The sequence below is a fragment of the uncultured Pseudokineococcus sp. genome, assembly GCF_947499845.1.
In the GTDB taxonomy this organism is placed as follows: Bacteria; Actinomycetota; Actinomycetes; order Actinomycetales; family Quadrisphaeraceae; genus Pseudokineococcus.
Genome location: NZ_CANMPM010000007.1, coordinates 48,006 through 72,688, shown reverse-complemented (window position 1 = coordinate 72,688; position 24,683 = coordinate 48,006). Strand labels below are relative to the sequence as shown.

The 24,683-nt window shown below is 76.6% G+C and carries 24 protein-coding genes and 1 pseudogene; 15 read left to right on the top strand and 10 right to left on the bottom strand.

The features are described 5' to 3' along the window. Window positions 1-12: 12 nt before the first annotated feature. Window positions 13-1,134: a class I SAM-dependent methyltransferase gene (locus Q0789_RS08695; RefSeq protein WP_298804243.1), complete on the top strand. Its 1,122-nt coding sequence runs from the start codon at window positions 13-15 to the stop codon at window positions 1,132-1,134. Here Q0789_RS08695 and Q0789_RS08690 read toward each other — a convergent pair. Then, window positions 1,131-4,187, bottom strand: coding sequence for a glycosyltransferase (locus Q0789_RS08690; RefSeq protein WP_298804241.1), 3,057 nt, complete (start codon window positions 4,185-4,187; stop codon window positions 1,131-1,133). The genes Q0789_RS08695 and Q0789_RS08690 overlap by 4 nt on opposite strands. Before the next feature lie 314 nt (window positions 4,188-4,501). Here Q0789_RS08690 and Q0789_RS08685 point away from each other — a divergent pair, with 314 nt between their 5' ends. The 4 genes from Q0789_RS08685 to Q0789_RS08670 are packed head-to-tail and all read left to right on the top strand — an operon-like array spanning window position 4,502 to window position 8,571. Beyond that, on the top strand, window positions 4,502-5,758 hold the full coding sequence (locus Q0789_RS08685) for a nucleotide sugar dehydrogenase (protein ID WP_298804239.1): 1,257 nt from the start codon (window positions 4,502-4,504) through the stop codon (window positions 5,756-5,758). Continuing rightward, the gene (locus tag Q0789_RS08680) at window positions 5,755-6,624 is read left to right on the top strand and encodes an ABC transporter permease (protein ID WP_298804237.1); all 870 of its coding nucleotides are present in this window, start codon (window positions 5,755-5,757) and stop codon (window positions 6,622-6,624) included. Before Q0789_RS08685 ends, Q0789_RS08680 begins: the two co-directional genes overlap by 4 nt. After that, window positions 6,617-7,390, top strand: a complete 774-nt coding sequence (locus Q0789_RS08675) for an ABC transporter ATP-binding protein (RefSeq protein ID WP_298804235.1) — start codon at window positions 6,617-6,619, stop codon at window positions 7,388-7,390. The genes Q0789_RS08680 and Q0789_RS08675 overlap by 8 nt, the downstream gene beginning before the upstream one ends. Then, window positions 7,387-8,571: a glycosyltransferase family 4 protein gene (locus Q0789_RS08670; RefSeq protein WP_298804233.1), complete on the top strand. Its 1,185-nt coding sequence runs from the start codon at window positions 7,387-7,389 to the stop codon at window positions 8,569-8,571. Before Q0789_RS08675 ends, Q0789_RS08670 begins: the two co-directional genes overlap by 4 nt. Here Q0789_RS08670 and Q0789_RS08665 read toward each other — a convergent pair. Beyond that, window positions 8,525-9,550, bottom strand: a complete 1,026-nt coding sequence (locus Q0789_RS08665; protein ID WP_298804231.1) for a glycosyltransferase family 2 protein — start codon at window positions 9,548-9,550, stop codon at window positions 8,525-8,527. The two genes, Q0789_RS08670 and Q0789_RS08665, sit on opposite strands and share 47 nt — an antisense overlap. Window positions 9,551-9,578: 28 nt before the next feature. On the opposite strand from Q0789_RS08665, the gene rfbA reads away from it, so the two are divergent. Next, entirely contained in the window at window positions 9,579-10,448 is an 870-nt protein-coding gene (gene rfbA, locus Q0789_RS08660; protein WP_298804229.1) for a glucose-1-phosphate thymidylyltransferase RfbA, read from the top strand. Window positions 10,449-10,489: 41 nt separating this feature from the next. On the opposite strand, the gene Q0789_RS08655 is transcribed toward rfbA, so the two are convergent. Beyond that, window positions 10,490-10,990, bottom strand: coding sequence for a hypothetical protein (locus tag Q0789_RS08655; RefSeq protein WP_298804227.1), 501 nt, complete (start codon window positions 10,988-10,990; stop codon window positions 10,490-10,492). Then, the gene (locus Q0789_RS08650; RefSeq protein WP_298804226.1) at window positions 10,987-12,129 is read right to left on the bottom strand and encodes a hypothetical protein; all 1,143 of its coding nucleotides are present in this window, start codon (window positions 12,127-12,129) and stop codon (window positions 10,987-10,989) included. Before Q0789_RS08650 ends, Q0789_RS08655 begins: the two co-directional genes overlap by 4 nt. A 115-nt stretch (window positions 12,130-12,244) precedes the next feature. Between Q0789_RS08650 and Q0789_RS16725 the strand changes: the two are divergent. The 3 genes and pseudogenes from Q0789_RS16725 to Q0789_RS08640 form a co-directional block, all read left to right on the top strand. After that, window positions 12,245-13,054: pseudogene (locus Q0789_RS16725) on the top strand (glycoside hydrolase family 3 N-terminal domain-containing protein); the annotation flags it as partial. 37 nt (window positions 13,055-13,091) lie between these two features. Next, window positions 13,092-13,331, top strand: coding sequence for a hypothetical protein (locus Q0789_RS08645; RefSeq protein ID WP_366917698.1), 240 nt, complete (start codon window positions 13,092-13,094; stop codon window positions 13,329-13,331). A gap of 395 nt (window positions 13,332-13,726) precedes the next feature. Beyond that, the gene (locus Q0789_RS08640; protein WP_298804223.1) at window positions 13,727-14,323 is read left to right on the top strand and encodes a hypothetical protein; all 597 of its coding nucleotides are present in this window, start codon (window positions 13,727-13,729) and stop codon (window positions 14,321-14,323) included. A 49-nt stretch (window positions 14,324-14,372) separates the two neighbouring features. On the opposite strand, the gene rfbD is transcribed toward Q0789_RS08640, so the two are convergent. Further along, the gene (gene rfbD, locus Q0789_RS08635; protein ID WP_298804222.1) at window positions 14,373-15,233 is read right to left on the bottom strand and encodes a dTDP-4-dehydrorhamnose reductase; all 861 of its coding nucleotides are present in this window, start codon (window positions 15,231-15,233) and stop codon (window positions 14,373-14,375) included. Window positions 15,234-15,770: 537 nt separating this feature from the next. On the opposite strand from rfbD, the gene Q0789_RS08630 reads away from it, so the two are divergent. From Q0789_RS08630 to Q0789_RS08620, 3 genes are all read left to right on the top strand, one after another. Beyond that, window positions 15,771-16,142 (top strand): hypothetical protein, encoded by a 372-nt coding sequence (locus Q0789_RS08630; protein ID WP_298804221.1) that lies wholly within the window; start codon window positions 15,771-15,773, stop codon window positions 16,140-16,142. 62 nt (window positions 16,143-16,204) lie between these two features. Beyond that, on the top strand, window positions 16,205-16,825 hold the full coding sequence (gene rfbC, locus Q0789_RS08625; protein WP_298804220.1) for a dTDP-4-dehydrorhamnose 3,5-epimerase family protein: 621 nt from the start codon (window positions 16,205-16,207) through the stop codon (window positions 16,823-16,825). A gap of 113 nt (window positions 16,826-16,938) precedes the next feature. After that, window positions 16,939-18,195, top strand: a complete 1,257-nt coding sequence (locus Q0789_RS08620) for an LCP family protein (RefSeq protein WP_298804219.1) — start codon at window positions 16,939-16,941, stop codon at window positions 18,193-18,195. A gap of 15 nt (window positions 18,196-18,210) precedes the next feature. On the opposite strand, the gene Q0789_RS08615 is transcribed toward Q0789_RS08620, so the two are convergent. Beyond that, a complete protein-coding gene (locus tag Q0789_RS08615) occupies window positions 18,211-18,486 on the bottom strand; it encodes a hypothetical protein (RefSeq protein WP_298804218.1) in 276 nt (91 codons plus the stop codon). Between the two features lie 94 nt (window positions 18,487-18,580). On the opposite strand from Q0789_RS08615, the gene Q0789_RS08610 reads away from it, so the two are divergent. After that, window positions 18,581-19,015, top strand: a complete 435-nt coding sequence (locus Q0789_RS08610; RefSeq protein WP_298804217.1) for a CoA-binding protein — start codon at window positions 18,581-18,583, stop codon at window positions 19,013-19,015. Between the two features lie 21 nt (window positions 19,016-19,036). Here Q0789_RS08610 and purE read toward each other — a convergent pair whose 3' ends face one another. Both purE and Q0789_RS08600 read right to left on the bottom strand, forming a co-directional pair. After that, the gene (gene purE, locus Q0789_RS08605) at window positions 19,037-19,585 is read right to left on the bottom strand and encodes a 5-(carboxyamino)imidazole ribonucleotide mutase (protein WP_298804216.1); all 549 of its coding nucleotides are present in this window, start codon (window positions 19,583-19,585) and stop codon (window positions 19,037-19,039) included. Then, the gene (locus Q0789_RS08600; RefSeq protein WP_366917694.1) at window positions 19,578-20,717 is read right to left on the bottom strand and encodes a 5-(carboxyamino)imidazole ribonucleotide synthase; all 1,140 of its coding nucleotides are present in this window, start codon (window positions 20,715-20,717) and stop codon (window positions 19,578-19,580) included. The genes purE and Q0789_RS08600 overlap by 8 nt, the downstream gene beginning before the upstream one ends. Before the next feature lie 412 nt (window positions 20,718-21,129). Here Q0789_RS08600 and Q0789_RS08595 point away from each other — a divergent pair, with 412 nt between their 5' ends. Both Q0789_RS08595 and Q0789_RS08590 read left to right on the top strand, forming a co-directional pair. Next, entirely contained in the window at window positions 21,130-21,741 is a 612-nt protein-coding gene (locus Q0789_RS08595) for a GtrA family protein (RefSeq protein WP_298804214.1), read from the top strand. 10 nt (window positions 21,742-21,751) lie between these two features. Beyond that, a complete protein-coding gene (locus Q0789_RS08590; RefSeq protein WP_298804213.1) occupies window positions 21,752-22,486 on the top strand; it encodes a polyprenol monophosphomannose synthase in 735 nt (244 codons plus the stop codon). A 7-nt stretch (window positions 22,487-22,493) separates the two neighbouring features. Here Q0789_RS08590 and Q0789_RS08585 read toward each other — a convergent pair whose 3' ends face one another. Both Q0789_RS08585 and Q0789_RS08580 read right to left on the bottom strand, forming a co-directional pair. After that, the gene (locus Q0789_RS08585) at window positions 22,494-23,624 is read right to left on the bottom strand and encodes an adenylate/guanylate cyclase domain-containing protein (protein ID WP_298804212.1); all 1,131 of its coding nucleotides are present in this window, start codon (window positions 23,622-23,624) and stop codon (window positions 22,494-22,496) included. Next, entirely contained in the window at window positions 23,621-24,571 is a 951-nt protein-coding gene (locus tag Q0789_RS08580) for a biotin--[acetyl-CoA-carboxylase] ligase (RefSeq protein ID WP_298804211.1), read from the bottom strand. The genes Q0789_RS08585 and Q0789_RS08580 overlap by 4 nt, the downstream gene beginning before the upstream one ends. Window positions 24,572-24,683 lie beyond the last annotated feature (112 nt).

Below are 24,683 nucleotides of genomic sequence, written 5' to 3'. Positions count from 1 at the left end.
AGGAGGAGCCCCATGCCGCGCAGGTCCGCGCCCCGCGCCCTCGCCGTCGTCCTCGCCCGCGCGTCGGGCGCAGGAGCCGAGTGGCGTCGGCTCCGCGCCGAGGTCGTCGAGGCCAGGCGCGAGGCCAGAGGGGCCCGGGCCGAGGCGCTGAGCGTCCGGCGCCAGCTCGAGGACCTGCTCGCCGAGCTCCGCGTCGCGAGGGCGGAGGACGCGCGGCGGGACGAGGCGCTGCGGGCGCAGCTCGACGCCGCGGCCGCAGCCCGCTCGTCCACCGAGGCGGCGCTCGACCACCTCGCCGGGCTGGTGCGGGACGTCGACGCGCGCGTCGCCTCCCGGGTGGCCACCCACCAGGTGGCGCCCGCCGTCTGGCGGGGGGTCCGGGCCTCCGAGGTGGGCACGTGGTCGCTCCTGGCGCTGCGCGACCTGCTCCCCGGCTCGACCCGCCTGCCCCCTCCCGGCGGAGCGGCGGGGTGGGCGGCCACGCCCGAGACCGTCCTGCTCCTCGTCCGCGAGGTGCTCGGCCGCGACCGCCACCCCGCCGTGGTCGAGCTGGGGAGCGGCACGTCGACGGCGTGGGTCGCCGCCGCGCTCCGCGAGCGCGGCGGCGGCCGCGTCGTCTCGGTCGAGCACGAGGAGCGCTTCGCCGAGGCCACGCGCCGGACGCTGCGGGCGGCGGAGCTCGACGACCTCGGCGAGGTGCTCGTGGGGCCGCTCGCCCCCCTGCCCGGGCCCACCTCCCCCGAGGGCCACACGACCGACTGGTACTCGGACGCGCTCCTCGAGCGCCTGCCGCCGGTCGTCGACCTGCTCTTCGTCGACGGCCCGCCCGGCGGCACGGGGCCCATGGCCCGTCGCCCGGCGCTCCCCCTCCTCGTCGACAGGCTCGCGCCCGGTGCGGCCGTCGTCCTCGACGACACCGACCGCCCCGAGGAGAAGGACGTCCTGGCGCGCTGGCTCGAGGACGTCCCCGGCCTCCGGGTCGAGGTGACGACCGACCGGGCGACCCTCCTCAGGGTCCCCGACGACGTCCCGCACCAATACGACCTCGACGCGCCGGCGGACGACCGCGCGTCCACGGCTGCCGACCGGGCGGCGGCCGAGGACGTCGACGACGCCCGGCGCGGTCCGTGCTAGCGACCCGGGCGCCCGGCCCGGACGGCGAGCGCCGCGTCCAGCAGGACCCGTGCCCGTGCGGCGAAGGAGTGCTCGGCGCCGACGAGGCGGCCGAGACGAGCCCTCTCGTCGTCCGGCGGGAAGCCGGCCGGCCCCTCGTCGACGAGGGCGAGAAGCTCCTGCTGGTCGCGGTAGGTGCGCACGAGCGGGCCGAAGACCTCCTCGAGGCCCTCGACATGGTCGCTGATGACGCGCGCCCCCGAGGCCGCCGCGTCGAAGAGCCGGTTGGACGCGAAGCCGGCCCGCCTCATGTCGTCCCAGTGGTCGTTGAGGACGACCCCGGCGCCCCGGTAGGCCGCTGAGAGTGCGGTGTTGTCGATCCCGGCGCCGCGGAGCACGCCCGGCGGCAGAAAGCGCTCCCAGCCGCCGCCGTAGACGGCGACGTCCCGGCCCGCCTCGACGAGCACCCGGACGACCGGGCGGTACACCGAGCGCGAGCTCCCGACGAAGAGGACCTCGTGCCGCTCGACGTCCTCGTGCTCGGCGGCGGGGTGGAACAGCGCCGGGTCGGTGGCCTGCAGGAGCGTGCCGACGTGGCGCCCGCGCGCCGGGTCGGAGGCCCAGACCGCCGACGCCGCCCAGACCCGGTCGTAGGCGGCCAGCTCGTCCGCGCCGACGAGGTCCGGGTGGCTGATGACCCAGGCCAGCCGAACGGCGCCGTCGGCCGGCGCGAGCGGCACCTTGCCCCGGACGGCGAGGACGACGTCGTCGAGCTGCGCCGTGCTGCGGCCCAGGGAGTGCCGCGTGTCGACCACGACCTCCTGACCGAGGGCGGCGAGGGCGTCGGCGACGGCGCGGCCGAAGTAGCGGTCGCCCCACACGTCTCCCCGCGGTCCGGCGAGCGCGGCGGTGCGCACGGCCCAGCGCAGCCGCGGCGGCGACTCGGCCACGACCGTGGCGGCCGGCCGGTACCGCGGGTCGGCCCTCCGGCGCAGCGCCGCGGTCACGTCCGCCCACCCCGCGGCCGCGGCCCCCCACCGACGAGCGTTCTCAGCGGCGTCGGCGGCGACCTCGGCGGGGTCGGCGACCGGCGCGGAGCCGGCTCGGCGCGACGTGCCGACGGCCGCGCCCACCCGCACGACCGCGCCGGTGAGCAGGACGGGGGGCGCCCCCCGGCGCCCCTCCAGGCGCCGGCAGAGGTCGAGGTCCCACCCGCCGCCGGCGAGGAGGGGGTCGGGGCCGCGCACGGCGACGAGGTCCTCGGTGCGCGCCGCGAGCGCCTCACCCCGGAGGGCGGGCACCGGCACGACGTCCCCGAGGCGACGGGCGTCGTCGGCGGGCAGACCGGCCAGGAGCGGCTCCGGCTCGCCGGGAGTCCCGCCGGTCCCCGCCGCCACCACGAGATCCCGGTGGTCCAGGAGCAGGGCACCGGCTGCGGGCGCGCCGCCGTCGACCGCCGTCCGCAGCGCGCGCAGCGCCCCGGGCGCCGGTTCGGCGTCCTCGGCGAGCAGGACGGTGACGTCGCCCTCGGCCGCGGCCAGGGCGAGGTCGAGCCCCAGCGGGACGCCGACGTCGTCCGGCGCGCGCAGGACGACGACCCTGGGGTCGACCAGGGCGAGCGCACCCAGCAGGCGGGCGACCGACAGCCGGAGCCCCGCGTCGACCAGGACCACCTGGTCGGCGCCCCCGCCCGCGACGTCGGAGAGGACCCCCGTCGCCGCGCGCCAGACCTCCTGCCACCCTCGGCGGGCGACGAGCAGCGCGCTCGTCACGCCCTCCGGCCGCGGCGCGGCGGCCACGGCGTCCCAGTCGACGAGGTGGCGGCGGCGGACGACCTCCTTCCACGAGCGGCGCTGGGTGGTCGTCAGGCGGTCTCCCGACCGGTCGTCGTCGTAGACGACCCCGACCAGCGGCACGTGGACGAGCCGGGAGCGGCGTGCGAGCCGCCACACGAGGTCGTAGTCGACCGTGCGGCGGAGCTCCTCGTCGAACCCGCCCACCTCGGCGAGCAGGTCGGAGCGGACGACGAGGACGTTGAGGTCGACGTGGTTGCGGACCGCGAGGTGCTCGACCTGCGCGTCAAGGTCGCGCACGAGGTCGCCGCCGGGGCGGACGACCCGGGCCGCCGCGTGGACCATGGGGGCCTCCCGGGCGTGCATGACGGCCACGGCCGTGCGCAGGAAGGCCGGCTCCCACGTGTTGTCGGAGTCGAGGAAGGCGGTGCACCACCCCCGCGCGCGGGGCAGGGCGGCGTTGCGGGCCGCCGCGACGCCCCGGGCGGGGCCGTCCAGCAGGTGCACGCGCGGGTCGCCGTCCGCGGCGGCGAGGACGGCGGCGCGCGTCCCGTCCCGCGAGCCGTCGTCGACGACGAGCAGCTCCCAGGAGGTCAGCGTCTGCGCCAGGACGGAGCGCACCGCACGGCCGACGACCGCCTCGCGGTCACGCACGGGCATGACGACCGTGACGAGGGGCCCCTCGTGCTGCGGCAGGGGGGCGTCGGCCCAGGCTCGCGCGGTGGTGGCGTCCTGCCGGGGGTCGCGGGCCGCTGCGGGGGTCAGCCGCGGGTCCCGCCGGAGCCGCTCCTGCTCGTGGTGGCGGCGTACCGCCTCGTCCTGGGCGGCCCGCAGACCACCCCACGTGACAGGCCGGGCACCGGGCGGCAGCCGGAGCCCCAGGGCGGGTGCCGTGGCGGCCGAGGGACCACCCGGACGCCCGTCCTCCGGGGGCAGCGGCAGCGGCGACGAGGGCGTGGCCGCCGCCAGGTAGTCCCGCACGACCTCGGGCACCGGCCGGCGCCCACCGCCGGCTCCGAAGGGGTCGAAGAAGGGGTGCGGCTGGGCGTCGGGCCGCCCTCTCAGGAGGAGGTGGGCGAAGGGGTCCAGGGGTGCGGTGCGCCAGCGCGCCGGCTGGTACCACTCCGCCTCGAAGAGGCGGCAGGGGCTGAGGCCCGCCCGGGAGCCGTGCCGCGCGTAGTGCAGGACCGCTGCCGTGCGCCCCGGCAGCCGCCGCCCCACCTGCGCCTCGTACCAGGACCGGTCGAAGAGCGGCGAGCGCCAGACGACGGGCACGGACACCGCACGCCCTGCTGCCAGCAGCAACCGGCTCGCCCGGGCCCTGCGCCGCAGCGCCGACCGGACGCGCGCCGGCGTCAGCACGGCCGGAGCCCGGCGCTGCCGCCTGGGCGGTGGGGACGGGGGCGCTGCAGGGCCACTGGGTGTGCTCCTCGGGCCGACGAGGGGGGCGGGGGTCGACGGGTCGGCATGCTAGGTGCCGCGACCGGGCGGCCCGGCGTGCACGGCCCCCAGGGCGTCGGGTGGCACACTTCCGGACTGCCCGGGAGGGCGAGCGCCACCACCGCCTGCCGGGCCCCGCCGCCGAGAGGACTGCCGTGACCTTCGACCTGGCCGTCATCGGCCTCGGCTACGTAGGGCTCCCCCTCGTGCGCGAGGCCGCGCGCAGCGGTCTGCGCGTGCTCGGCCTCGACGTCGACGAGGCGGTGGTCCGCGGCCTCGCCGCCGGGCGCTCCCACGTCGACGACGTCTCGGACGCGGACGTCGCCGCCGCACTGGCCGCCGGCCTCGAGCCCACGACGGACGCCGCCCGTCTCGGCGACGCGGACGCCGTCGTCGTCTGCGTCCCCACGCCGCTGTCGGACGAGGGCGGCCCCGACCTCCGGGCGGTGCGCGGCGCGGTCGACGCCGTGGCGGCCGCGCTGCGGCCCGGCCAGCTCGTCGTCCTCGAGTCCACCGTGTCCCCGGGGACGACGGAGGAGCTGGTCCGTCCGGCCCTCGAGGCGAGCGGCCTGGTGGTCGGCGAGGACGTCCACCTGGCCTTCTCCCCCGAGCGCATCGACCCGGGCAACGCCGTCCACGGCTTCCGCAACACGCCGAAGGTCGTCGGGGGCGCGACTCCCGCGTGCTCCCGCCGCGCCGAGGCGCTCTACGCCCGGCTCGTCGACGAGGTGGTGCCGGCGCGCTCCACGCGCGAGGCCGAGATGTCCAAGCTGCTCGAGAACACCTACCGGCACGTCAACATCGCGCTCGTCAACGAGACCGCCAAGTTCTGCCACGACCTCGGCATCGACATCTGGGACGTCGTGCGCTGCGCCTCCACCAAGCCCTTCGGCTTCCAGGCGTTCCGGCCCGGACCCGGCGTCGGCGGGCACTGCATCCCCATCGACCCCACCTACCTCAGCCACACGGTGCGAGCCCGGCTCGGGTACCCGTTCCGCTCCGTCGAGCTGGCCCAGGAGATCAACCAGTCGATGCCCGCCTACGTGGCCCGTCGGGTGCAGGACCTGCTCAACGACCGATCCCTCGCCGTCCGCGGCGCGCGCGTCCTCCTCGTCGGGACGACGTACAAGGCAGGAGTCAGCGACCAGCGCGAGTCCCCCGCCTTCGGCGTCGCGAGGGCTCTGCGCGAGCTGGGGGCGGACCTCGAGCAGCACGACGCCCTGGCACCGCGGTTCGTCGTCGACGGCGTCGAGGTCCGCCGCCGCGACACGCTCGGCGGGCCGGCGGCCGACGTCGCCGTGCTCCTGCAGGCCCACCGCGACCTCGACGTCGCCGCCCTGCGCTCGAGCGCTGCGGTCGTGCTCGACACCCGCGGGCTCCTCGAGCCGGCCGAGGGTGTGGTGCGGCTGTGAGCGCGGGCGAGACGTCGCCGAGCCCGGCGGCGCGGTTCGCGGCCGAGGCGGGCCTCGAGCGGCTGGGCCGCCGCCCCGCGCTCGTCGAGTACGGGCGGGAGCTCTGGCAGCGCAGGCACTTCCTCCTCGAGCTCAGCCGCTCCCGCTTCCGCGGGCAGAACGAGGAGAACCGCCTGGGCCTCGGCTGGGTCCTCGTGCGGCCTCTGCTCAACGCGGTCGTCTACGGCGTCGTCTTCGGGCTCCTGCTCGCCAGCAGCACCCGCCCGGACAACTTCGTGCCCTTCCTCGTCATCGGCATCTTCGTCTTCCAGTACTTCGCCGGGTGCCTCAACGACGGGTCCAAGGCCATCACCAGCAACCTCGGCCTCGTGCGGACGATGCACTTCCCGCGGGCCGTGCTGCCCGTCTCGGTCGTGCTCCAGCAGGTCTACGCGCTGGCGCCCATGATGGGCATGGCCGCCGTCGTGGCGCTGGTCTTCGGAGAGCCGCTGACGTGGCGCTGGCTGCTCGTCGTGCCCGCGCTCGTGCTCATGACGATGTTCTGCCAGGGCGTCGCCTTCGTCGCCGCCCGAGCGACGCTGCACGTGCGCGACGTCGCGCAGCTGCTGCCCTTCGTCACGCGGCTGCTCTTCTACATCAGCGGGCTCTTCTACTCCATCGAGCGCGTGGGGCTGCCCCCGGCCGCCGAGGCCGTCGCCAAGGTCAACCCCGTGCAGGTCTACATCACGCTCGTCCGCACCGGGCTGCTCACGGAGGTGGAGGCCGGGTGGCACCTGTGGGCGCTGGGGATCGGCTGGGCCGTCGTCGCTCTCGTGGGGGGCGCCGTCTTCTTCTGGCGCGCGGAGGAGGCCTACGGCCGTGAGTGAGCCGCAGACCTCCCCCGCCGCCCCGGCCGAGGCGCGGCCCACCGTCGTCGTCGACGACGTCCACGTCGACTACACCGTCTACGCCGCGGGCAAGCGCGCGACGTCCGAGCGCAAGCTGCTGCGGCGCGCCCCCTCGCTCCGCCAGGCGCGGACCGTCCACGCGCTCAAGGGGGTCTCCTTCACGGCCCACGAGGGCGAGAGCATCGGCGTCATCGGCCACAACGGGTCGGGCAAGAGCACGCTGCTGCGCGCCATCGCCGGGCTGACGACGCCCACCCGCGGCACCGTCTACGCGGACGGACGCCCCGCCCTCCTCGGCGTCAACGCAGCGCTCATCAACGAGCTCTCGGGCGAGCGCAACGTCATCCTCGGCGGCCTCGCGCTGGGGATGTCGCCGGAGGAGATCCGCGGCCGCTACCAGGAGATCGTCGAATTCGCCGGCATCGGCGAGGCCGTCGACCTGCCGATGAAGACGTACTCGGCCGGCATGGGCGCCCGGCTGCGCTTCGCCATCGCCGCCTCCGCCACCCACCGCGTGCTGCTCGTCGACGAGGCGCTGGCGGTCGGCGACGCGGCCTTCCGCCGCCGGAGCGAGGAGCGGATCCGCGAGCTCCGCGCCGAGGCCGGCACCGTCTTCCTCGTCAGCCACTCCATGGGGACCATCAAGGAGACGTGCACGCGCGGCATCTGGATCGACCACGGCGAGCTGCGCGCGGACGGCCCGGTGCTCGACGTGGTCGCGGCCTACGAGGCGTCCGTCAGGTGAGCGCCGTGCCTCCGGCGGACGGCTTGCGCGTCCTCGTCGTCACGGTCGTGCACGACCCGGAGGACGCCCGGATCCGGCACCGCCAGCTCCTCTCCCTGCTCGACGCGGGGTGCGCCGTCACCTACGCGGCGCCGTTCACCGCCTACGACCGCACGCCGCCGCCCGGGGTGCGCCCGCTCGACCTGCCGCGGGCGGTCGGCCGCCGCCGGCTGGCCGCCCTGCGCGCCGCGACGGCGCTCCTGCGCCGGGAGGCGCCGCGCCACGACGTCGTGCTCGTCCACGACCCCGAGCTGCTCGCCGCTGTCGCAGGCGCTCGGGCCACTCGCTCGGCCGCCGTGGTCTGGGACGTCCACGAGGACACCGCAGCCGCCCTGTCGATGAAGGCGTGGCTGCCCGGTCCGGCCCGGCGGGCGCTGCCCGCCGCCGTGCGGGCGGCCGAGCGCGCGGCCGAGCGGCACCTGCACCTCACGCTGGCGGAGACCGGGTACGCCGACCGCTTCCGCCGGCCGCACCCGGTCGTGCCCAACAGCGTCCTCGTGCCGCTGGACGACGTGCCCGCCCCCGGGGCGGACCGCGTCGTCTACCTCGGTCGGGTCACCCGCGCTCGCGGCGGCCTGGAGCTCGTGGCCCTCGGCCGCGAGCTCGCCGGCGAGTTGGAGGTGGAAGTCGTCGGGCCGGCCGACGGCGACGTCCGCGACGCACTGCGCGCGGCGCACGAGGCCGGTCACGTCCGCTGGCGGGGGTTCGTGCCGAACGACGAGGCCCTCGCCGGCCTGGCCGGTGCCCTCGCCGGCCTCTCGCTGCTGCACGACGAGCCGAACTACGCGCACTCGCGACCCACGAAGCTCATGGAGTACATGGCGCACGGGCTCCCCGTCGTCACGACGCCCAACCGAGCGGCGGTCGAGCTCGTCGAGGCGGCCGGCGCTGGCCTTGTCGTGCCCTTCGAGGACGTCCCCGCCGCCGCGGCCGCGGTGCGCGCGCTCCGGGACGACGCAGGTCGGCGGCGCGCTCTCGCGACCGCGGGACGTCGGTACGCGCTCGAGGAGCTCGACTGGCGACGCGACGGGCGCCGGCTCGCGGAGCAGCTCCGGGTCTGGGCGGACACCCGTCGCGGAGGGAGCCCGAGCGACGTCAGCCGGTCGGCGCGTCCGGACGGGCGAGCGCACGAGGGCTCGTGAGGAACCCGAGCCCCCACGCCCCGTGCATGAGCCCGTAGACGCCGGCCAGGGCGAGCCGGCCGCGCAGCCCGAGGCCGGCCCCGAAGGCGGCCCCGCCGGCCAGGAGCAGGGCGACGTACCCGCCCGGGAGGAGCAGCGCCGGACGCCACCGCAGCCCGACGAGCGCACCGGCCCCCGCTCCGAGGACGGCGGCGGGCGGGGCGAGGTAGCGCGGCGACACGGTGCTGGCGTCACGCCGCACGATGGCGCGGCGCCACCGGCCGTAGTGGAAGTACTGCCGCGCCAGGGCCTCGGGCGTCGACCGGGGGCGGTAGGCCACCTCGAGCCGCGGGTCGAACCACACGAGGCCGCCCGTGGCGCGCAGCCGGTGGTTGAGCTCCCAGTCCTGGGCGCGCAGGTAGTGCTCGTCGTAGCCGCCGACACGCTCGAGCGCGTCCCGGCGGAAGACGCCCAGGTAGACCGAGTCGGCCGGTCCCGCGGAGCCCCCCGTGTGGAAGGGGGCGCTGCCGACGCCGAGCTTCGTCGTCATGGCGCGGGCGACGACGCGCTCGAAGGGCGTGCTCCCCTCGGCGGCCATCAGGCCTCCGACGTTGTCGGCTCCCGTGGCCACCAGCGCCTCGACAGCCGTGGCCACGTACCCCGGCGGCAGCATCGAGTGGCCGTCGACGCGGACGAGGACGTCGTGCCGCGCGGCCGCCACGGCGGCGTTCAGGCCGGCGGGCGTGGCGCCGCGCGGGTCGGGGTTGTCGACGACGACGACACGGCCCCCGGAGGAGGCCGCGAGCCGGTCGGCGACCTCGCGCGTCCCGTCGGCGCTTCGACCGACGGCCACGACGACCTCCAGCTCGCCGTCGTACTCCTGGCCCAGCGAGCAGCGCACGCTCTCCTCGAGGTGGCGCGCCTCGTCGAGCACCGTCATGACGACGGAGACCGGGGGCGCCGGGGTGCCGGGCGCGGCGGCGGTGTCGTCCTGGCTCATGGCGGGCGCCACGGTAGCGTCCGCGACCATGCGAGGGATCATCCTGGCCGGCGGCACCGGCACGCGCCTGTGGCCCATCACCCGCGCCATCAGCAAGCAGCTGATGCCGGTGTTCGACAAGCCGATGATCTACTACCCGCTGTCCACGCTGATGATGGCGGGGATCCGCGAGGTGCTCGTCATCACGACGCCGGAGGACTCCGACTCCTTCCGCCGCCTCCTCGGAGACGGCTCGGAGCTCGGCATGGAGATCTCCTACGCGGTCCAGCCGAGGCCGGAGGGCCTCGCCCAGGCCTTCCTCATCGGCGCCGACTTCATCGGCGACCAGCCCGTGGCCCTCGTCCTGGGCGACAACATCTTCTACGGCACGGGCCTCGGCACGGCGCTCAAGCGCCTCACGGACGTCCGCGGCGGGCACGTCTTCGCCTACCACGTGAGCAACCCCCGGGCCTACGGCGTCGTCGAGTTCGCCGAGGACGGGCACGTGCTGTCCCTCGAGGAGAAGCCGCAGGAGCCCAAGAGCTCGTTCGCGGTCCCCGGCCTGTACTTCTACGACGCGGACGTCGTGGGCATCGCCGGCGCCATCCGGCCGAGCGCCCGCGGCGAGCTGGAGATCACCGCCGTCAACGACGCCTACCTGCGGCGCGGCGACCTCACCGTCTCCGTGCTGGAGCGGGGGACGGCGTGGCTCGACACCGGGACCGTCGACGACATGATGGCGGCCTCGGAGTTCGTCCAGGTCGTCGAGGCGCGCCAGGGCTACAAGATCGGGTGCATCGAGGAGATCGCCTGGCGCGAGGGCTGGATCGACGACGCGCGGCTGGCCGCGCTGGCGGAGCCCTTGCGCAAGAGCGGGTACGGGGAGTACCTCCTGGGACTGCTGGAGGGCCGCCGCTGAGGTCCGCCCGCCGTCCGGGTCGGCGCCGGCCGGCTGTGCCGTCAGGGCAGCAGCCGCTCCACCGCCCTGGCGGCGCGCCGCACGGCGGCCACCGGCCCCGTCGAGGGCGGGGGCACCGAGCCCAGCAGTCTGTCAACGAGGTCGCCGGGACTCTCGACGTCGCACGGTGACACCTCGACCACGGCCACGGCCGCGTAGGTCCTCACCGCCTCCTCGCGCGCGGCGGCCACCCCCTGGGGGCCGACGAGCTCGACGGCGTACCCCGCCCGCCGGTAGGGCGCCAGGGCCGGGCGCTCGAGCAGCAGCACGGGCGTGAAGGTCTCGCCCGCGCGCCGCGCCGCGGTGACGGCCGCGAGCACGCCGTCGGCGTCCTCCTCGGCGCCCGCGCGCAGGTGCACGACGACGACCGCCACGTCCGCCGGGGCCGCCCCGGCACCCCGGCGGAGGCCGGGCGGCGCCCCGCCGCCGAGCCGGGCGAGGGCGGCGACGACGGGGTCCAGGGCGCGACCGACGTGGGCCCGGACGACCGCGACCGCGCTCACGCCACCCCCTCCGCCGCTGCGGCGCGGACCGCGTCGCGAACGGCCCCCAGCTCCCCGACCGCCGCACCGGCGCCCAGGGCCTCCACGACGGCCATCGCCTCAGCGGCGCCGTTGCCGGGCCAGAGCATCCGGCACCGTCCCTCGGCGCTCGCGCGCGCTCCCGTGTCGGCGAGCAGCCTCGCGGCGCGCTCGAGGGACGCGGGCTCCTGCGGGTGGAGGTCCACGCCCACGCCCTCCTCCTCGGCCCACCGGGCCCGGCGGGGCTGGTCGTCGAGCTGGGCCCGCACCCCCACGAAGGCGCCGGCCCGGGCGAAGGCCACCGTCTCGTGGAAGGTGTTGTAGCCGGCGGCGGTCACGACGAGGTCGAAGGCCCGCAGGTACCGGCTCAGCGGGTAGGCGCTCACCGAGCGCACGCCCTCCCCCGGGTCGGCGTCCGACCGGGCGATGGAGGGCCGGACGAGGCACACCTGGACGTCGGGTACCTGTCGGCGCAGCCCGCTGACGACCCTCCCCAGGTCCGTGTCGACGTCCTGCCAGCCACCCGCACCCAGCGTGACGAGGGCCGTTGGGACGCCCTGCTCGAGGTCGAGCGCCCGCCTCGCCGCTCGGGCGTCGAGGAGGTCCGGCGGGTCCAGGAGGGTGATCGGGCGCACCGGCAGGGCGTCGCCGCGCGACGCGGTGAGCCCGCTGTCCAAGCGCGCGGCCAGCTCCCCCGGCTCGAGCACGAGGTCGAAGCGACGGGACAGGCGCAGCTGAGCCGCCCCGAGCCCCGGCCTCCACATGGGCCGGCGCGACCACACGCGGCGCACGCGCGGGTACCGCTCGCCCATCTCCGCGACGGCCCGGTACGGGTACGTGCCGTCGAAGACGAGCACCGACGGGCGCAGGCGCTCGACCGCCTCGCCGAGGCGGCGGCGCAGCACGGGGTTCCAGCGGCGCGGCCTGATGCCGAGGTCGTCGGCGCTCGGGACGTACTGGTACGGGAGGTCCCCGGCGGCGAGCGGGACCGCGGACGACATCGACAGCACGTGGACGTCCGTCCCGGGGGAGGCGCGCCGCCCCATGGCGACGAGCCGGGTCAGGTGCCCCATCCCCGAGCCGTTGGAGCTGACGAGCAGGACGCGGGACGGCGGTTGCACCGCCGGAGCCTAGGGGCTCCCTGCCGAGGCGCAGCCCACCGCCACCCGGCCCGTCCTGGCCGGGGCCCGCGACCGGCCGTAACGTCGTAGAGAGACCCTTACGCGCAGGCAGGTGATGGCCCTCCCGGTCCTGGCCGCCACGTCCGCGGCCCCCGTCGAGGCGGCGGCGAGCGTGGCCGACCGCCTGGATCTCCCCCACCTCGTCGGTCAGATGCTCGCCGTCGGCGTCCCCTTCCGCGACGTCGGGACCGCGTCCGACCTCATCGCCCGGTACGGCGTTGGCACGATCTTCTGGGCGGGCCGGTGCGACGACGGATCAGCCGCCCTGGCGTCCGACAACGCGAGGGTCCAGCAGCAGACCACGGCGGCCGCGACGGGCGGAGTCGGCTCGTTCATCGCCCTCGACCAGGAGGGGGGCGCGGTGCAGGGCCTGCGGGGGCCCGGCATCTCCGACATCCCCAGCGCGCTGCGGCAAGGGCGCGAGCCGCTCGGGGAGATCGAGCGGCGCGCTGCTGTCTGGAGCCGCCAGCTGCGCCGGAGCGGCTTCACCACCAACCTCGCCCCCGTGACGGACGTCGTACCGTACGACCGGCGGTCGTCCAACCCCCCGATCGGTCGGTACGACCGCCAGTTCGGCTCCACCGGGCAGAGCGTCGCAGCCGCCTCTGCGGCCTGGGTGCGAGGGGCCCGGAGCGCGGGCATGCAGTCGGTGCTCAAGCACTTCCCCGGGCTGGGGCGGACGTCGGCCAACACGGACACCACGTACCTCGCCACGGACGACGTGACCGAGAAGAGCTCGTCGACCCTCTCCCCGTGGTTCGCCCCCGTCCTGGCCGGTGCAGGCACGATCATGGTCTCCAGTGCCATCTACTCGCGCATCGACCCTGGCCGCCAGGCCTTCCGCTCGAGCGTCGTCGTCAGAGACCTCCTACGCCGGGGGGGTCGGCTTCCGCGGCGTCGTCATGTCGGACGATCTCGGCAACGCCGCCGCCGTCAGGTACCTCCCGCCCGCGGACCGCGCGGTGCAGTTCGTCGAAGCAGGAGGGGACCTGCTCCTCACCCTCTCGACGCGCGACCTCCCGGAGATGCGGGACGCCCTCCTGGCAGCCGCGCGACGGAGCAGCACCTTCCAGGGGCTCGTGCGGGCCTCGGCCGGCCGCGTGATGGCGCTGAAGGCGAAGATCGGCCTGGCGGGGGTCTGACCTGCGTCCTGCGCCAGCGCTGGACCGCGCCGGCACGGTAGGGGCCCCTCGCCGTGGGCGCATCCTCCGGATCGAAGGGCTGCCCGACGCCTCGGTCGGGTGTGCAGGGAGGGTGGCCGCCGGTGGGACCGGCGGATGCGGCCGTCGAGACCCGGGTGAGGACCGGACGACGTCACTGCCGCGGGGTTGCTCCGATCGAGTGGCGTCCCGTCGCAACGCTCCCGGACGCGGGCCCCCACGGCCCACGCTCGGCAGCGCGTCCGGGCACCCGGAGGCACCGCTGCGGCGGCCGCAGCGTGACGGCCGGCGCCCTGCCGAGGAGAACCACCGACATGGCCAGAACCCGAGCAGCGAAGACCGTCGTCGCTGCGTTGAGCGCCGCGAGCATCGTCCTGGTGCCTGTCCCCGCCAGCGCCGAGCCGCAGTCGTGCACGACGAAGGCGGACCTGCCGGCACGGGTGAGCATCGACCGCGAGTGGCAGGTCGTCGACGTCCCCCTCGTCGACACCTGCGCACCCGAGTACGCGGCTTTCGACATCTACGGCCCCGACGGCTTCGACGACTTCCTCGAGTACTTCCCCCAGGACGACGAGACGGTCTCGTCGTGGCTGGTCCTGGGCGAGATGCCCCCAGGCGTCTACCGGACCCGCGACGGCGAGACCAGCGAGTCGGTCTACGACAGCACGGTGCTCAAGTACGGCTCCCGAGCGAGACTGACGGCGAAGAGGTCAGGCACCACGGTGCAGCTCACCGCGTGCGCCACCCAGTACAACGGGATGCGGGACGCCTTCGTCGCCTGGGCCGGCCACCGCGTCACGGTGCAGAAGCTCGACGGCGATGGACGGTCCTGGCAGTACCTCGCGACCACGACGACCGGCCGCGGTGGATGCGTCGACGTCCCCACGCGGTCCCCGGGCCGCGCCAGCTTCCGGGTCACCACCTGGGAGACCCCGAAGGTCTTCAGTCGGACCTCGCCGGCGGTCACCGCCTGATCCACCGCGCCCGCCGTCCCGACGTCTGCCCGTCGTCGGGACGGCGGGGCTACGCCTCGCTCAGCGCCAGCACCTCGCCCGCCGCGAGCCGCCAGCGCTCACGCCAGTCGGGGATGGGCTCGATCCCGCTCGCGAGGAGCGCCCGGTGCCCCAGGACGCTCCACGCCGGCCGCTCGGCCGGCGTCGGGAAGTTGTCGGACGTCGTGGGGAGAACCCGCTCGGGGTCCGCGCCGATCGACCGGGCGACCTCCTGCGCGAGGTCCCGCCACGTGCCCCTCCCGGAGGCGGTGCCGTGGTAGACGCCGCTCGGAGCGCCAGCGACGACCAACCGGACCAGGAGATCTCCGACGTCTCGCGTCCAGGTCGGTTGGCCGTGCTGGTCCTCGACGACCGACACCGTCTCCCGCTGCCCGAGCAGTCGCGCGATCGTGCGGGGGAAGCACCTGCCGTCCCCGTACAGCCAGGCGGTGCGGACGATCAAGTGGTCGGGACATGTGGCGGCGACCGCCCACTCGCCGGCCAGTTTGGTGCGCCCGTAGGCGGAGCGCGGCGCGGTCGGTGCAGCCTCGGCGTACGGATCCCGTGCGCGCCCGTCGAAGACGTAGTCGGTGGAGACATGGACGAGGCGAGCGCCTGTCGACGACGCGGCAGCTGCGAGGTTCCGGGCTCCGATCGCGTTGACTGAGAAGGCCGCCGCCTCGGCGCGCTCGGCGTCATCGACGGCTGTCCACGCGCTCGCGTTGATGATGACGTCGTTCCCCTTGAGCAGTTGACGGCTGGCGTCTACGTCTGTGACGTCCAGGTCGGCCCTCGACAGGGCGACGACCTCCTCCCCCATGGTCCGCAAGGAGCGGACGACCTCCCTACCCAGCATCCCCGAGGCACCGACGACGGCCCAACGCGTGGTCATCCGGTCATCTTGTCAGTCCGTCGACGAGGGAGGCGGTGCATAAGCCCTCGATCGCTCCTCGGCCGGACGAGTGAGCCCACCGGACACCGTCAGCGAAGCACTCCGTCTCGGCACAGGTGGTCCGATGACACGGCTGAGATGAACCAGTCCAGCGTGGGGAGCACATCGATGAAGTCCCGTCTCGCAAGCGCAGTGGTGAGCACGACGCTCGCTGGCCTCGTCCTCACAGGTGGCGCGGCCGCAGCGCACGGCCAAGGCGCCCCCGCCGCGGCGAGTGACCGAGCTGCAGCCGCGGCTGCGGCTATGACGATCAACCGCACGGACGCCCCGGAGCGCGTGAGGGTCGGAGCACCCGTGAGCGTGTACGAGGTGGCGACGACGACGAGCGCGGCGGTGGACGGGACCCAAGTCTCCTTGATCGGTCGAGGTGGTCGTGCTGCCGCTCGAGGTTCCAGCACCGGCCCTATCGCTCGCCGGGTCGACATCCAGCGAGCGCGCGTCGTACTGGAGGCCCGAGCCCTCCCGCACTGGGGGCTCATGCAGTGGAAGACGTCCGCCTGGCGCAGCTCGGACGGCTCGTGCGCCTTCGCCGAAACCTCGACGCCAGTGGACGTCCGCGCCCACTCGCTCGCCGGGCTCCGCGGCACCCGGCGCGGTGACATCACACGACTGACTGCCTCCCTGCGCGTCTACCACAGCGTCCGAGGCAGCATGGTGCCGTGGTCGGGCCGACCCGTCGTCGTCCAGCGGTTCGACGGTCGGAGCTGGCAGTGGGTCGCCAGCACGACCAGCGACCGCTCCGGCGACGTCGCCGTTGACGTCCGCCTCCCGCGCGGCACCGCCATGCGGGTGGTGACTGCGGACATGCCCAGCGCCTGGGGGGCGACCAGCCCCACGTACCGCCTCTGACGACACGCGAGGCGTCGTCCCGGCCGCCGTCGGTGGTCGACCTCGCAACCTAGTCTCTCCCCATGCCCGTCGAACCCCTGGACATCGAGGGCGCCTTCGTCGTGCGCCCGACCCAGCACCGCGACGCCCGAGGCGTCTTCATGGAGTGGTTCACCGAGACCGCCTTCGCCGAGCAGAGGGGGCACCCGCTGCGGCTCGCGCAGGCGAACTGCAGCGTCTCGGCCGCCGGCGTCGTCCGGGGGATCCACTTCGCGGACGTCCCCCCGGGACAGGCCAAGTACGTCTTCTGCCCCGCGGGGGCGGTGCTCGACGTCGTCGTCGACATCCGCGTCGGGTCGCCCACCTTCGGGCAGTGGCGCTCGGTGCTCCTCGACGACGTCGACCGCTGCGCCGTCTACCTCGCGGAGGGGCTCGGCCACGCCTTCATGTCGCTGGCCGAGGGCAGCACGGTCGTCTACCTGTGCTCGGAGGGCTACTCCCCCGGTCGCGAGCACGGCGTCGACCCGCGCGACCCCGACCTGGCCGTCGCGTGGCCGACGCAGGACCGCGACGGCCGCCCGCTCGAGCCGCTGCTGTCGGAGAAGGACACCGCGGCGCCGACGCTCGCCGAGGCGCGCGAGCAGGGCCTGCTGCCCACCGTCGAGCAGGTCGCCGAGCACCTGGAGGCCCTGCGCTCCCGGTGACGACCGTAATCGCGTGACGCTCGGTCATCTCCCGCGTCGGGTGGTGGCCGAGCCCGCGACGCGCCGTGCGCGCGCTCAGGGAGCCCCCGGCCGGCGCCCGTATCCTCCCGCGCATGCCCAGCCAGCCCGACCGCCGGCGGGGCCCCGCCGCGGAGACCGAGGAGCCGCGCTGGGGCCCGTCGACGACCTACCGCGCCCGGCCCCGCCTGCGGCGGCCCGACGCCGGTGAGCGGCGCCAGCAGCTGCCCCCGCCCTCCTCGCCCCGCCCGGCCGGCGCCGTGCGTGACCGCGCGCCCGAGCCGCCGCTGCCGCCCGTCGCGGAGGCCGACCGCGCGGGGCGCCACCCCGTCGGCCGGGCCGCGGCTCCGACCGGGACGACGTACGGCCGCCGTCGGCCCTCCTCCCGCGTCCGTCGCCGCCGCGCCGGCGTCCTGCTCGCCGTCCTCGTGGCGGCCGCGCTCGTCGCCTACCCGGTGGCGCTGGGGCTGACGGCCCTGGGAGCCCTGCAGCGCGTCGACGCCCTCGGTGCGTCCGCCGTGGAGGACACGCCCGGGGACACGTACCTGCTCGTGGGGTCCGACAGCCGCGAGGGCACGACGATCGGCGGGGACGCACCGGGCGCCCGGACCGACTCCATCCTGCTGCTGCACGTCCCGGACGGGGGCGGCCCCAGCGTCCTCGTCAGCATCCCCCGCGACTCCTACGTCGAGGTCCCCGGCTACTACGAGACGAAGATCAACGCCGCCTTCTCGCTCGGCGGCGCTCCCCTGCTCGTCGACACCGTCGAGCTGGCCACCGGCCTGCACGTCGACGACTACGTCGAGACGGGCTTCACGGGCTTCGCCGACATCGTCGACGCCGTCGGCGGGGTCGAGATGTGCCCCGAGACCGCGATCGAGGACCCGAAGGCGCGCCTGGACATCGCGGCGGGGTGCCAGGTCATGGACGGCGACACGGCCCTGGGCTACGCCCGCACCCGGTACGAGGACCCCCGCGGCGACCTCGGGCGCGGTGACCGCCAGCGCCAGCTCATGGCGGCTATCGCCGCCGAGGGCACCTCGCCGGGGCTCCTGCTCAACCCCTTCCGCGCCTTCCCCACCGCAGCGGCCGGCGGCTCCGCCCTCACGGTCGACGAGTCCACGGGCCTGGGCGACCTCGTCACCTTCGCCCGCGGCATGCGGGCCGCCTCGTCGGCGGACGGCGTGTCGATGACCGTGCCCGTGGCGGCGACGGACCGGGTCACCAACTCCGGGCAGGTCGTGGACTGGGACGAGGAGCAGGCGGACGCCCTGTGGTCGGCGCTGCGCGCGGACGACACCGAGGCGGTCCGGGCCATCGCGGACGCCCAGGCGGCTGCGCTCGGCGGCTGAGCCGTGCCGGGGCCGTCAGCGCTCCAGCGTCGTCAGCCGCGCGTCGACGGCCCCGAGCGACGCGCGCACCGCCGTCATCTGCTCCTCGACGCCCCCCACGCGCTCCTCCAGCCGCTCGACGCGACGGTCGACGCCGTCGAAGCGGCGGTCCACGCCGTCGAAGCGCCCGGTCATGTCGGCACGCAGGTCCGTCAGCCGGCTCCCGAGCACCCCCACGACGGCGAGCACGGCGGTCAGCGCGACGGCGAAGCCGCCGATCATCGCGGTGACGAGGAGCGACGTGGGCACCATGCGCCGAGGGTAGGGCGCGCTCGGCACCCGAGGACCGTCCGTCCACAGCCCCTCCGGGACGCCGACGACGCCGTCGGCGACGCACCATGGCGGCATGACCTCCACGTCGCACACCAACGACCCCGACGTCGTCCGCCGCCTGCTCACCGAGCCCGGCCGGTGGGCGGTCGTCGGGCTGTCCGACAACACCGACCGGCCGGCGTACGGCGTCGCGCGCTTCCTCCAGGAGCGGCTCGGCGCCGAGGTCGTGCCGGTGCACCCGCGGGCGGTCGACGTCCACGGCGAGCACGGCTTCCCCGACCTCGCCACGGCCGACCGCCACGGCCCGCTCGACGTCGTCGACTGCTTCGTCAACAGCTCGCGCGTCGGCGCGGTCGTCGACGAGGCCATCCGCCTCGGAGCGCACGCGGTGTGGATGCAGCTCGGCGTCGTCGACGAGGACGCCGCGGCTCGCGCCCGCGCGGCCGGGCTCGACGTCGTCATGGACGCCTGCCCGGCGATCGAGGCGCCGCGGCTCGGCCTCGTCTGAGGCGGCCGCGGCCGGACGTCCTCAGGCGCCCGCGACCCGCTCCCGCAGCGCGGCGCCCTTCGCCTCGGCGGCGGCGCGCAGCTCGTCCTGGAAGCGCGCCATCCGCGCGCGCAGGTCGGCCCCGCGCTCGTCGCCGCCCGCCGCCAGGACGCGGACGGCGAGGAGCCCGGCGTTGCGCGCACCGCCGACGGAGACCGTGGCCACGGGCACGCCCGCCGGCATCTGCACGATGGACAGCAGCGAGTCCATGCCGTCGAGGTGGGCCAGCGGCACCGGCACCCCCACGACGGGCAGCGGCGTCAGCGCCGCCAGCATCCCCGGCAGGTGCGCCGCTCCCCCGGCGCCGGCCACGAGGACCCGCAGCCCCCGGTCGGCGGCGGAGCGGCCGTAGTCGACCATCCGCTCGGGCATCCGGTGGGCGGAGACGACGTCCACGGCGTGCGGGACGGCGAACTCGGACAGGGCGGTCGAGACGGCCTCCATGACGCGCCAGTCGGATTCCGAGCCCATGACGACGCCGACGAGCGGGTCTCCGTCGCCGACGACGGCGCCGAGCGGGCCCTCACTCATCGATGTCCCCCGCGACGAAGGCGGCGGCGTGCCGCGCCCGGGCGCGCACGTCCTCGAGGTCGTCGCCCCAGGCGGTGACGTGCCCGAGCTTGCGCCCGGGGCGCGGGCCCTTGCCGTACAGGTGCACCTTGACCTCCGGGTCGCGCGCCATGACGTGCAGGTAGGAGCGGTACATCGCCTCCGGGTCCTCCGCCGCGCGGTCCGCGCGGGAGGAGCCGAGGACGTTGGCCATCACCGTCCAGCGGGCCCGCGCGCGCGGCGAGCCCAGCGGCAGGTCGAGCACCGCCCGCAGGTGCTGCTCGAACTGCGACGTCGCGGCGCCGTCCTGCGTCCAGTGGCCCGAGTTGTGGGGCCGCATGGCGAGCTCGTTGACGAGGACCCGCCCGTCCGCGGTCTCGAAGCACTCGACGGCGAGCACGCCGGTGACGCCGAGCTCGCCGGCGACGCGCAGCGCCGTCCCGACGACCTCCGCGGCGAGGTCCTCGTCGAGACCCGGTGCCGGGGCGGTCACCTCGCTGCAGACGCCGCCGACCTGGACCGTCTCGACGACGGGCCACGCCGACGCCTGCCCGCTGGGGCTGCGGGCGACGAGGACGGCGAGCTCGCGGACGAAGGGGACGGCCTCCTCGACGAGCAGGGGGCCGTCGGCGGCGTCGAACCAGTCCTGCGCGGCCCGGGCGGCGGCCGCGTCGTCGAGGACGCGCACCCCCTTGCCGTCGTAGCCGCCGCGCGGGGTCTTGAGGACGACCGGCCAGCCCCCCTCGCCGTCGTCCCCGCCGTCGCCGAAGGCCACGAGCGCGTCGACGTCGTCGACGGGCGCCCACCGCGGGCACGGGACGCCCAGGTCGGTGAGGCGGCGGCGCATGACCAGCTTGTCCTGGGCGTGCACGAGCGCGGCCGGCCCCGGGCGCACGGCGACCCCGTCGGCCTCGAGGGCGCGCAGGTGCTCGGTCGGCACGTGCTCGTGGTCGAAGGTCAGCGCCGCCGCGCCGTCCGCGACGGCCCGCAGCGCGGCGAGGTCGGTGTGGGCGCCCAGGCGCACGTCGGGGACGGCGAGCGCGGCGCTCTCCGCCGCGGAGGTCGCGAGGACCCGCAGGCCGACGCCGAGCTCGACGGCGGCCGGCTGCATCATCCGCGCCAGCTGCCCGCCGCCGACGACCGCGACGACGGGGAAGCCCGGGCCCGCGCCCGTGCGGGCCCCGGCCGCCGCCGGGGCGGCGTCGGCGGAGGTCGCCGCGGCGCTCACGGGCGGGCCCCGGCGGACCGACGGCCCCGGCGGGCGGGCCCGCGCGGGGACCGGCGGTGCGGACGGCAGCAGGAGGGGCGCACGCGCGGAGGCTACCGACGGCGGACGCGTCCTCCTCACGCCGTCTCCTCACCCGTTCCCTCACCCGTCTCCTCACCCCTCCGGGCCGGCTCACCGCCGCACCGGGCGGTCCGGAGCCTCCGGGAGGCGCAGGTAGGTTCGGGCCACGGCCGCTGCCCGGCCGCGCGCACCGGGGCGTGCGGGGTGTCGAGGGTGCGGGCCGGAGGGGACGAGAGCGGTGGCGTCAGGAGACCGGGCCGCGGCGGGAGGCCGCCGGCGGAGCGCGCTGCGCCGCCGCCCGCGCCACGTGGGCGAGGAGGTGTGGCGCTTCCTCCTCGTCGGCGGCGCCGGCTTCGTCGTCGACGTCGGCGTCTTCACCCTCCTGCGGACCTCGGCCCTCGGGCTGCTCGAGGACCGGCCCCTCACCGCCAAGGTCGTCTCGACCGTCGTCGCGACGGCGGTCACGTGGCTCGGCAACCGGTGGTGGACCTGGGGCCACCGCACCACGGGCTCCACCCGGCGCGAGCTCCTCCTCTTCCTGGCCGTGAACGCCGGCGGCACCGGCATCGCGCTGGCGTGCCTCGCCGTCTCGCACTACGTCCTCGGGCTCACCAGCGTGCTGGCGGACAACGTGTCCGCCAACGGCGTGGGCCTCGTCCTCGGCACGGCCTTCCGCTTCGTCGCCTACCGGGCGCTCGTCTTCCGCGACGTCCCGGGGCACCGGCCGCCGCCCTTCCCGCCGTCGGAGGCCCTGCTCGTGCCGGGGCCGCACCGGCCGGAGCTCCACCGGCCGGGGCTCCACCGCCCGGGGCCCGGGCGCGGCGGGGCCGAGCCGGGCAGCGCCGCGTGAGGGCCGTCGCGTGAGGGCCGTCGTCGTGGTGCCCGTCTACGACGAGGCCGCCACGCTCGGAAGGCTCCTCGACGCCGTCCTCGCCTCCGCGCCGGGCGCGGACGTCCTCGTCGTCGACGACGCGAGCCCCGACGGCAGCGGCGACCTCGTCGCCGCCCGGCCCGAGCCGCGGGTGCACCTGCTGCGCCGCGCGGGCAAGGACGGGCTCGGCGCCGCGTACCGCGCCGGTTTCGCCTGGGCCCGGGAGCGCGGGTACGACGTCGTCGTCGAGATGGACGCGGACCTGTCCCACCCGGCCGACCGCCTGCCGGCCCTCCTCGACGCCGTCGGTCCGGGCGGCGCCGACCTCGCGATCGGCTCGCGGTACGTGCGCGGGGGCGGCACGCGGGGCTGGCCGCGCCGCCGTCAGCTGCTCTCCCGCGGGGGCAACGCCTACATCCGCGCGGCGCTGCGCCTCGGGGTGCGCGACGCCACGGCGGGCTTCCGCGCCTTCCGCGCGGAGCTGCTCGAGCGCGTGGGCGTCGCGGGCATGCGCTCCACGGGCTACTGCTTCCAGGTGGAGACGACGCTCCGCGCGGTGCGCCAGGGGGCACGGGTCGTCGAGGTGCCCATCACCTTCGTCGAGCGCGCCGCCGGCCGCTCCAAGATGGGCCCCGCCATCGTCGGCGAGGCCGTCGTCCGCGTGACCTGGTGGGCCGTCCTCGACCTCGTCCGCCGCCTGCCCCGGCGCGAGGGCCGCGGCTGAGGGCTCCTCAGGGCCCGCCGAGGCCCTCGAGGCGCCAGAGCGCCTCGTCGTCGGACGGCGACGCCGCCCCCTCCGGGTCCGCGCCCGAGCCGGTGCCCGCCCCCGCCGGTGAGCGGCGCAGGAGCCAGGGGCGCACGGGACCCAGCCCGCGCAGCTCGCGCTCCCTCAGCGGCCGCAGGTCCAGCCCCGGCGTGCCGACCAGGGGGTGGGCGGTGGGGCCGTCGAGGAGGACCGTGCCGGGCCGGGCGATCGCCGTGAGCCGGGAGGCGCGGTTGACGGGCGTGCCGAAGAGGTCGCCGAGCCGCGCGACGACCCGCCCGGTGGCGAGCCCGACCCGCACGCGCGGGAGGTCGGGGTCCTCGTCCATGGCCTCCGCGAGGTCGAGGGCGATGCCGGCCGGCGCCGCCCCCGGGGCGCAGGCGAAGAGCACCTCGTCGCCGACCATCGTGATGACCCGGCCGCCGTGGCGCGCCACGACGTCGGCCGCGGTCACCTCGAAGCGGTGGACGAGCCGGCCGAGCTCGGTCTCGGAGACCCGCCGGGCCACGCTCGTGAACGCGACGATGTCGGCGAAGCCGACCGTGCGCTGCACCGTCATGGCCGGGTCGCGGGCGAGCCGGTCGGCGGCCAGCTGGTCGAGCGCGTGCGCGAGGTGGCGGCGCCACGTGTAGTCCAGCAGCGGGCGCAGGTCCTCGACCACCTCCTGCAGCCGGGCGGGCACCTCGTCGGCGCTGCCGGTCTCCTCCAGCAGCAGCTGGACCTGCCAGGACGCCAGCCGGTCCATCGTCCGCCCGATGGCCCGCGCCAGCTCCAGCGCCCGCTCCTCGCCGAGCCGGACGTCCTCGACGAGGCGGGTCACCTGCGCCAGCGCGTCGACGTCGGTCTGCGTGAAGGCCGGCACGGAGGACTCGACGTTCGGCAGGCCCAGCGCCCGCCAGAGCGCCCGCGCGTCCCGCAGCCGCACCCCCGCGGCGGTCGCCACCTCGCGACGCGACAGCGAGGGCTCCCCGCCCAGCAGCGCCCGCTCCGCGGCCAGGGCCGCCCGGGCGAGCGCGTCGGACCCGACCGGCCCGGCCCCCGCGCCGTCGCCGGGACGGGCGTCCGGTCCGGGTCGGGGCGCGGGGGCGGCCCCGCTCACCTGCGCCCGCCGTCGGGCGCAGGGGCGCCGTCGCCCGGGCGCAGGTGCACGACGTCGCCGGCCGTGACGGCGCGCGGCCCGTCCGCCGTGCGGACGACGAGCGCCCCCGAGGCGTCCAGCGACTCGGCCACGCCCTCGAGCGCCGCACCGCCCGGCAGCTCGACCCTCACGCGCTCGCCCAGCGTGGAGCAGACCTCGCGGACGGGGTCGGTGAGGCCGGCGGGCAGCGGGCCGCCCCCGGCCGCCGCGGCGCCCCAGCGCTCCCAGTGGTGGGCGAGGCGGCGCAGGAGCGCCCGCAGCAGCACGTCCCGGTCGGTGGTCGCGGCGCCGGCGAGGCGCAGCGAGGTGGCGCCCGCGGCGGGCAGCTCGTCCGCCCGGGCGTCGACGTTGATCCCGACCCCCACGACGACGACGGGGCCCTCGTCCGGCGCCCCGGCACCGGGCGGCAGCACCTCGGCGAGCACGCCGCAGACCTTCGCGGGCCCCGCGGAGGCGGGTCCGGCGGTGGCTGCGGCCGGAGGGCGCGGCGGAGGGGGCACCAGCACGTCGTTGGGCCACTTGAGCACGGCCTGCAGCCCGGCGCGCCGACGCAGCACCTCGACGACGGCGAGGCCCGTGAGCAGCGGCAGCCACGGCAGGGAGGGGGCGGAGCCGGCGGGCGCGCGCAGGAGGACGGAGGCGGTGAGGGCCGCGCGCGGGGCGGTGGTGAAGGTGCGGCCGCGCCGCCCCCGTCCCTGCACCTGGTGCTCGGCCACGAGCACCGAGAGGTCGGGCCAGGCGCCGGGCTCAGCGCGGGCGCGCTCGGCGAGCGCGGTGCTCGTCGAGTCGAGGGCCGCCTCGACCTCGAGCCGGCCGAGCGGCCCGGCCGGGCGCACGAGGGCGGACCGCAGCGCCGCCCCCCGCAGCGGCGGGCGGGCGAGGTCCGCCCAGGGCCCGGCGCTGCTCACCCCGGCAGCGTAGGCGCACTAGAGTCGCCGACCGTCGCGCTCAGACCTCCCCGCAGGGGCGCCGCCGAGGACCGAGCGCCGAGACCACCGACCGAGCCGCCGGCCGAGGACG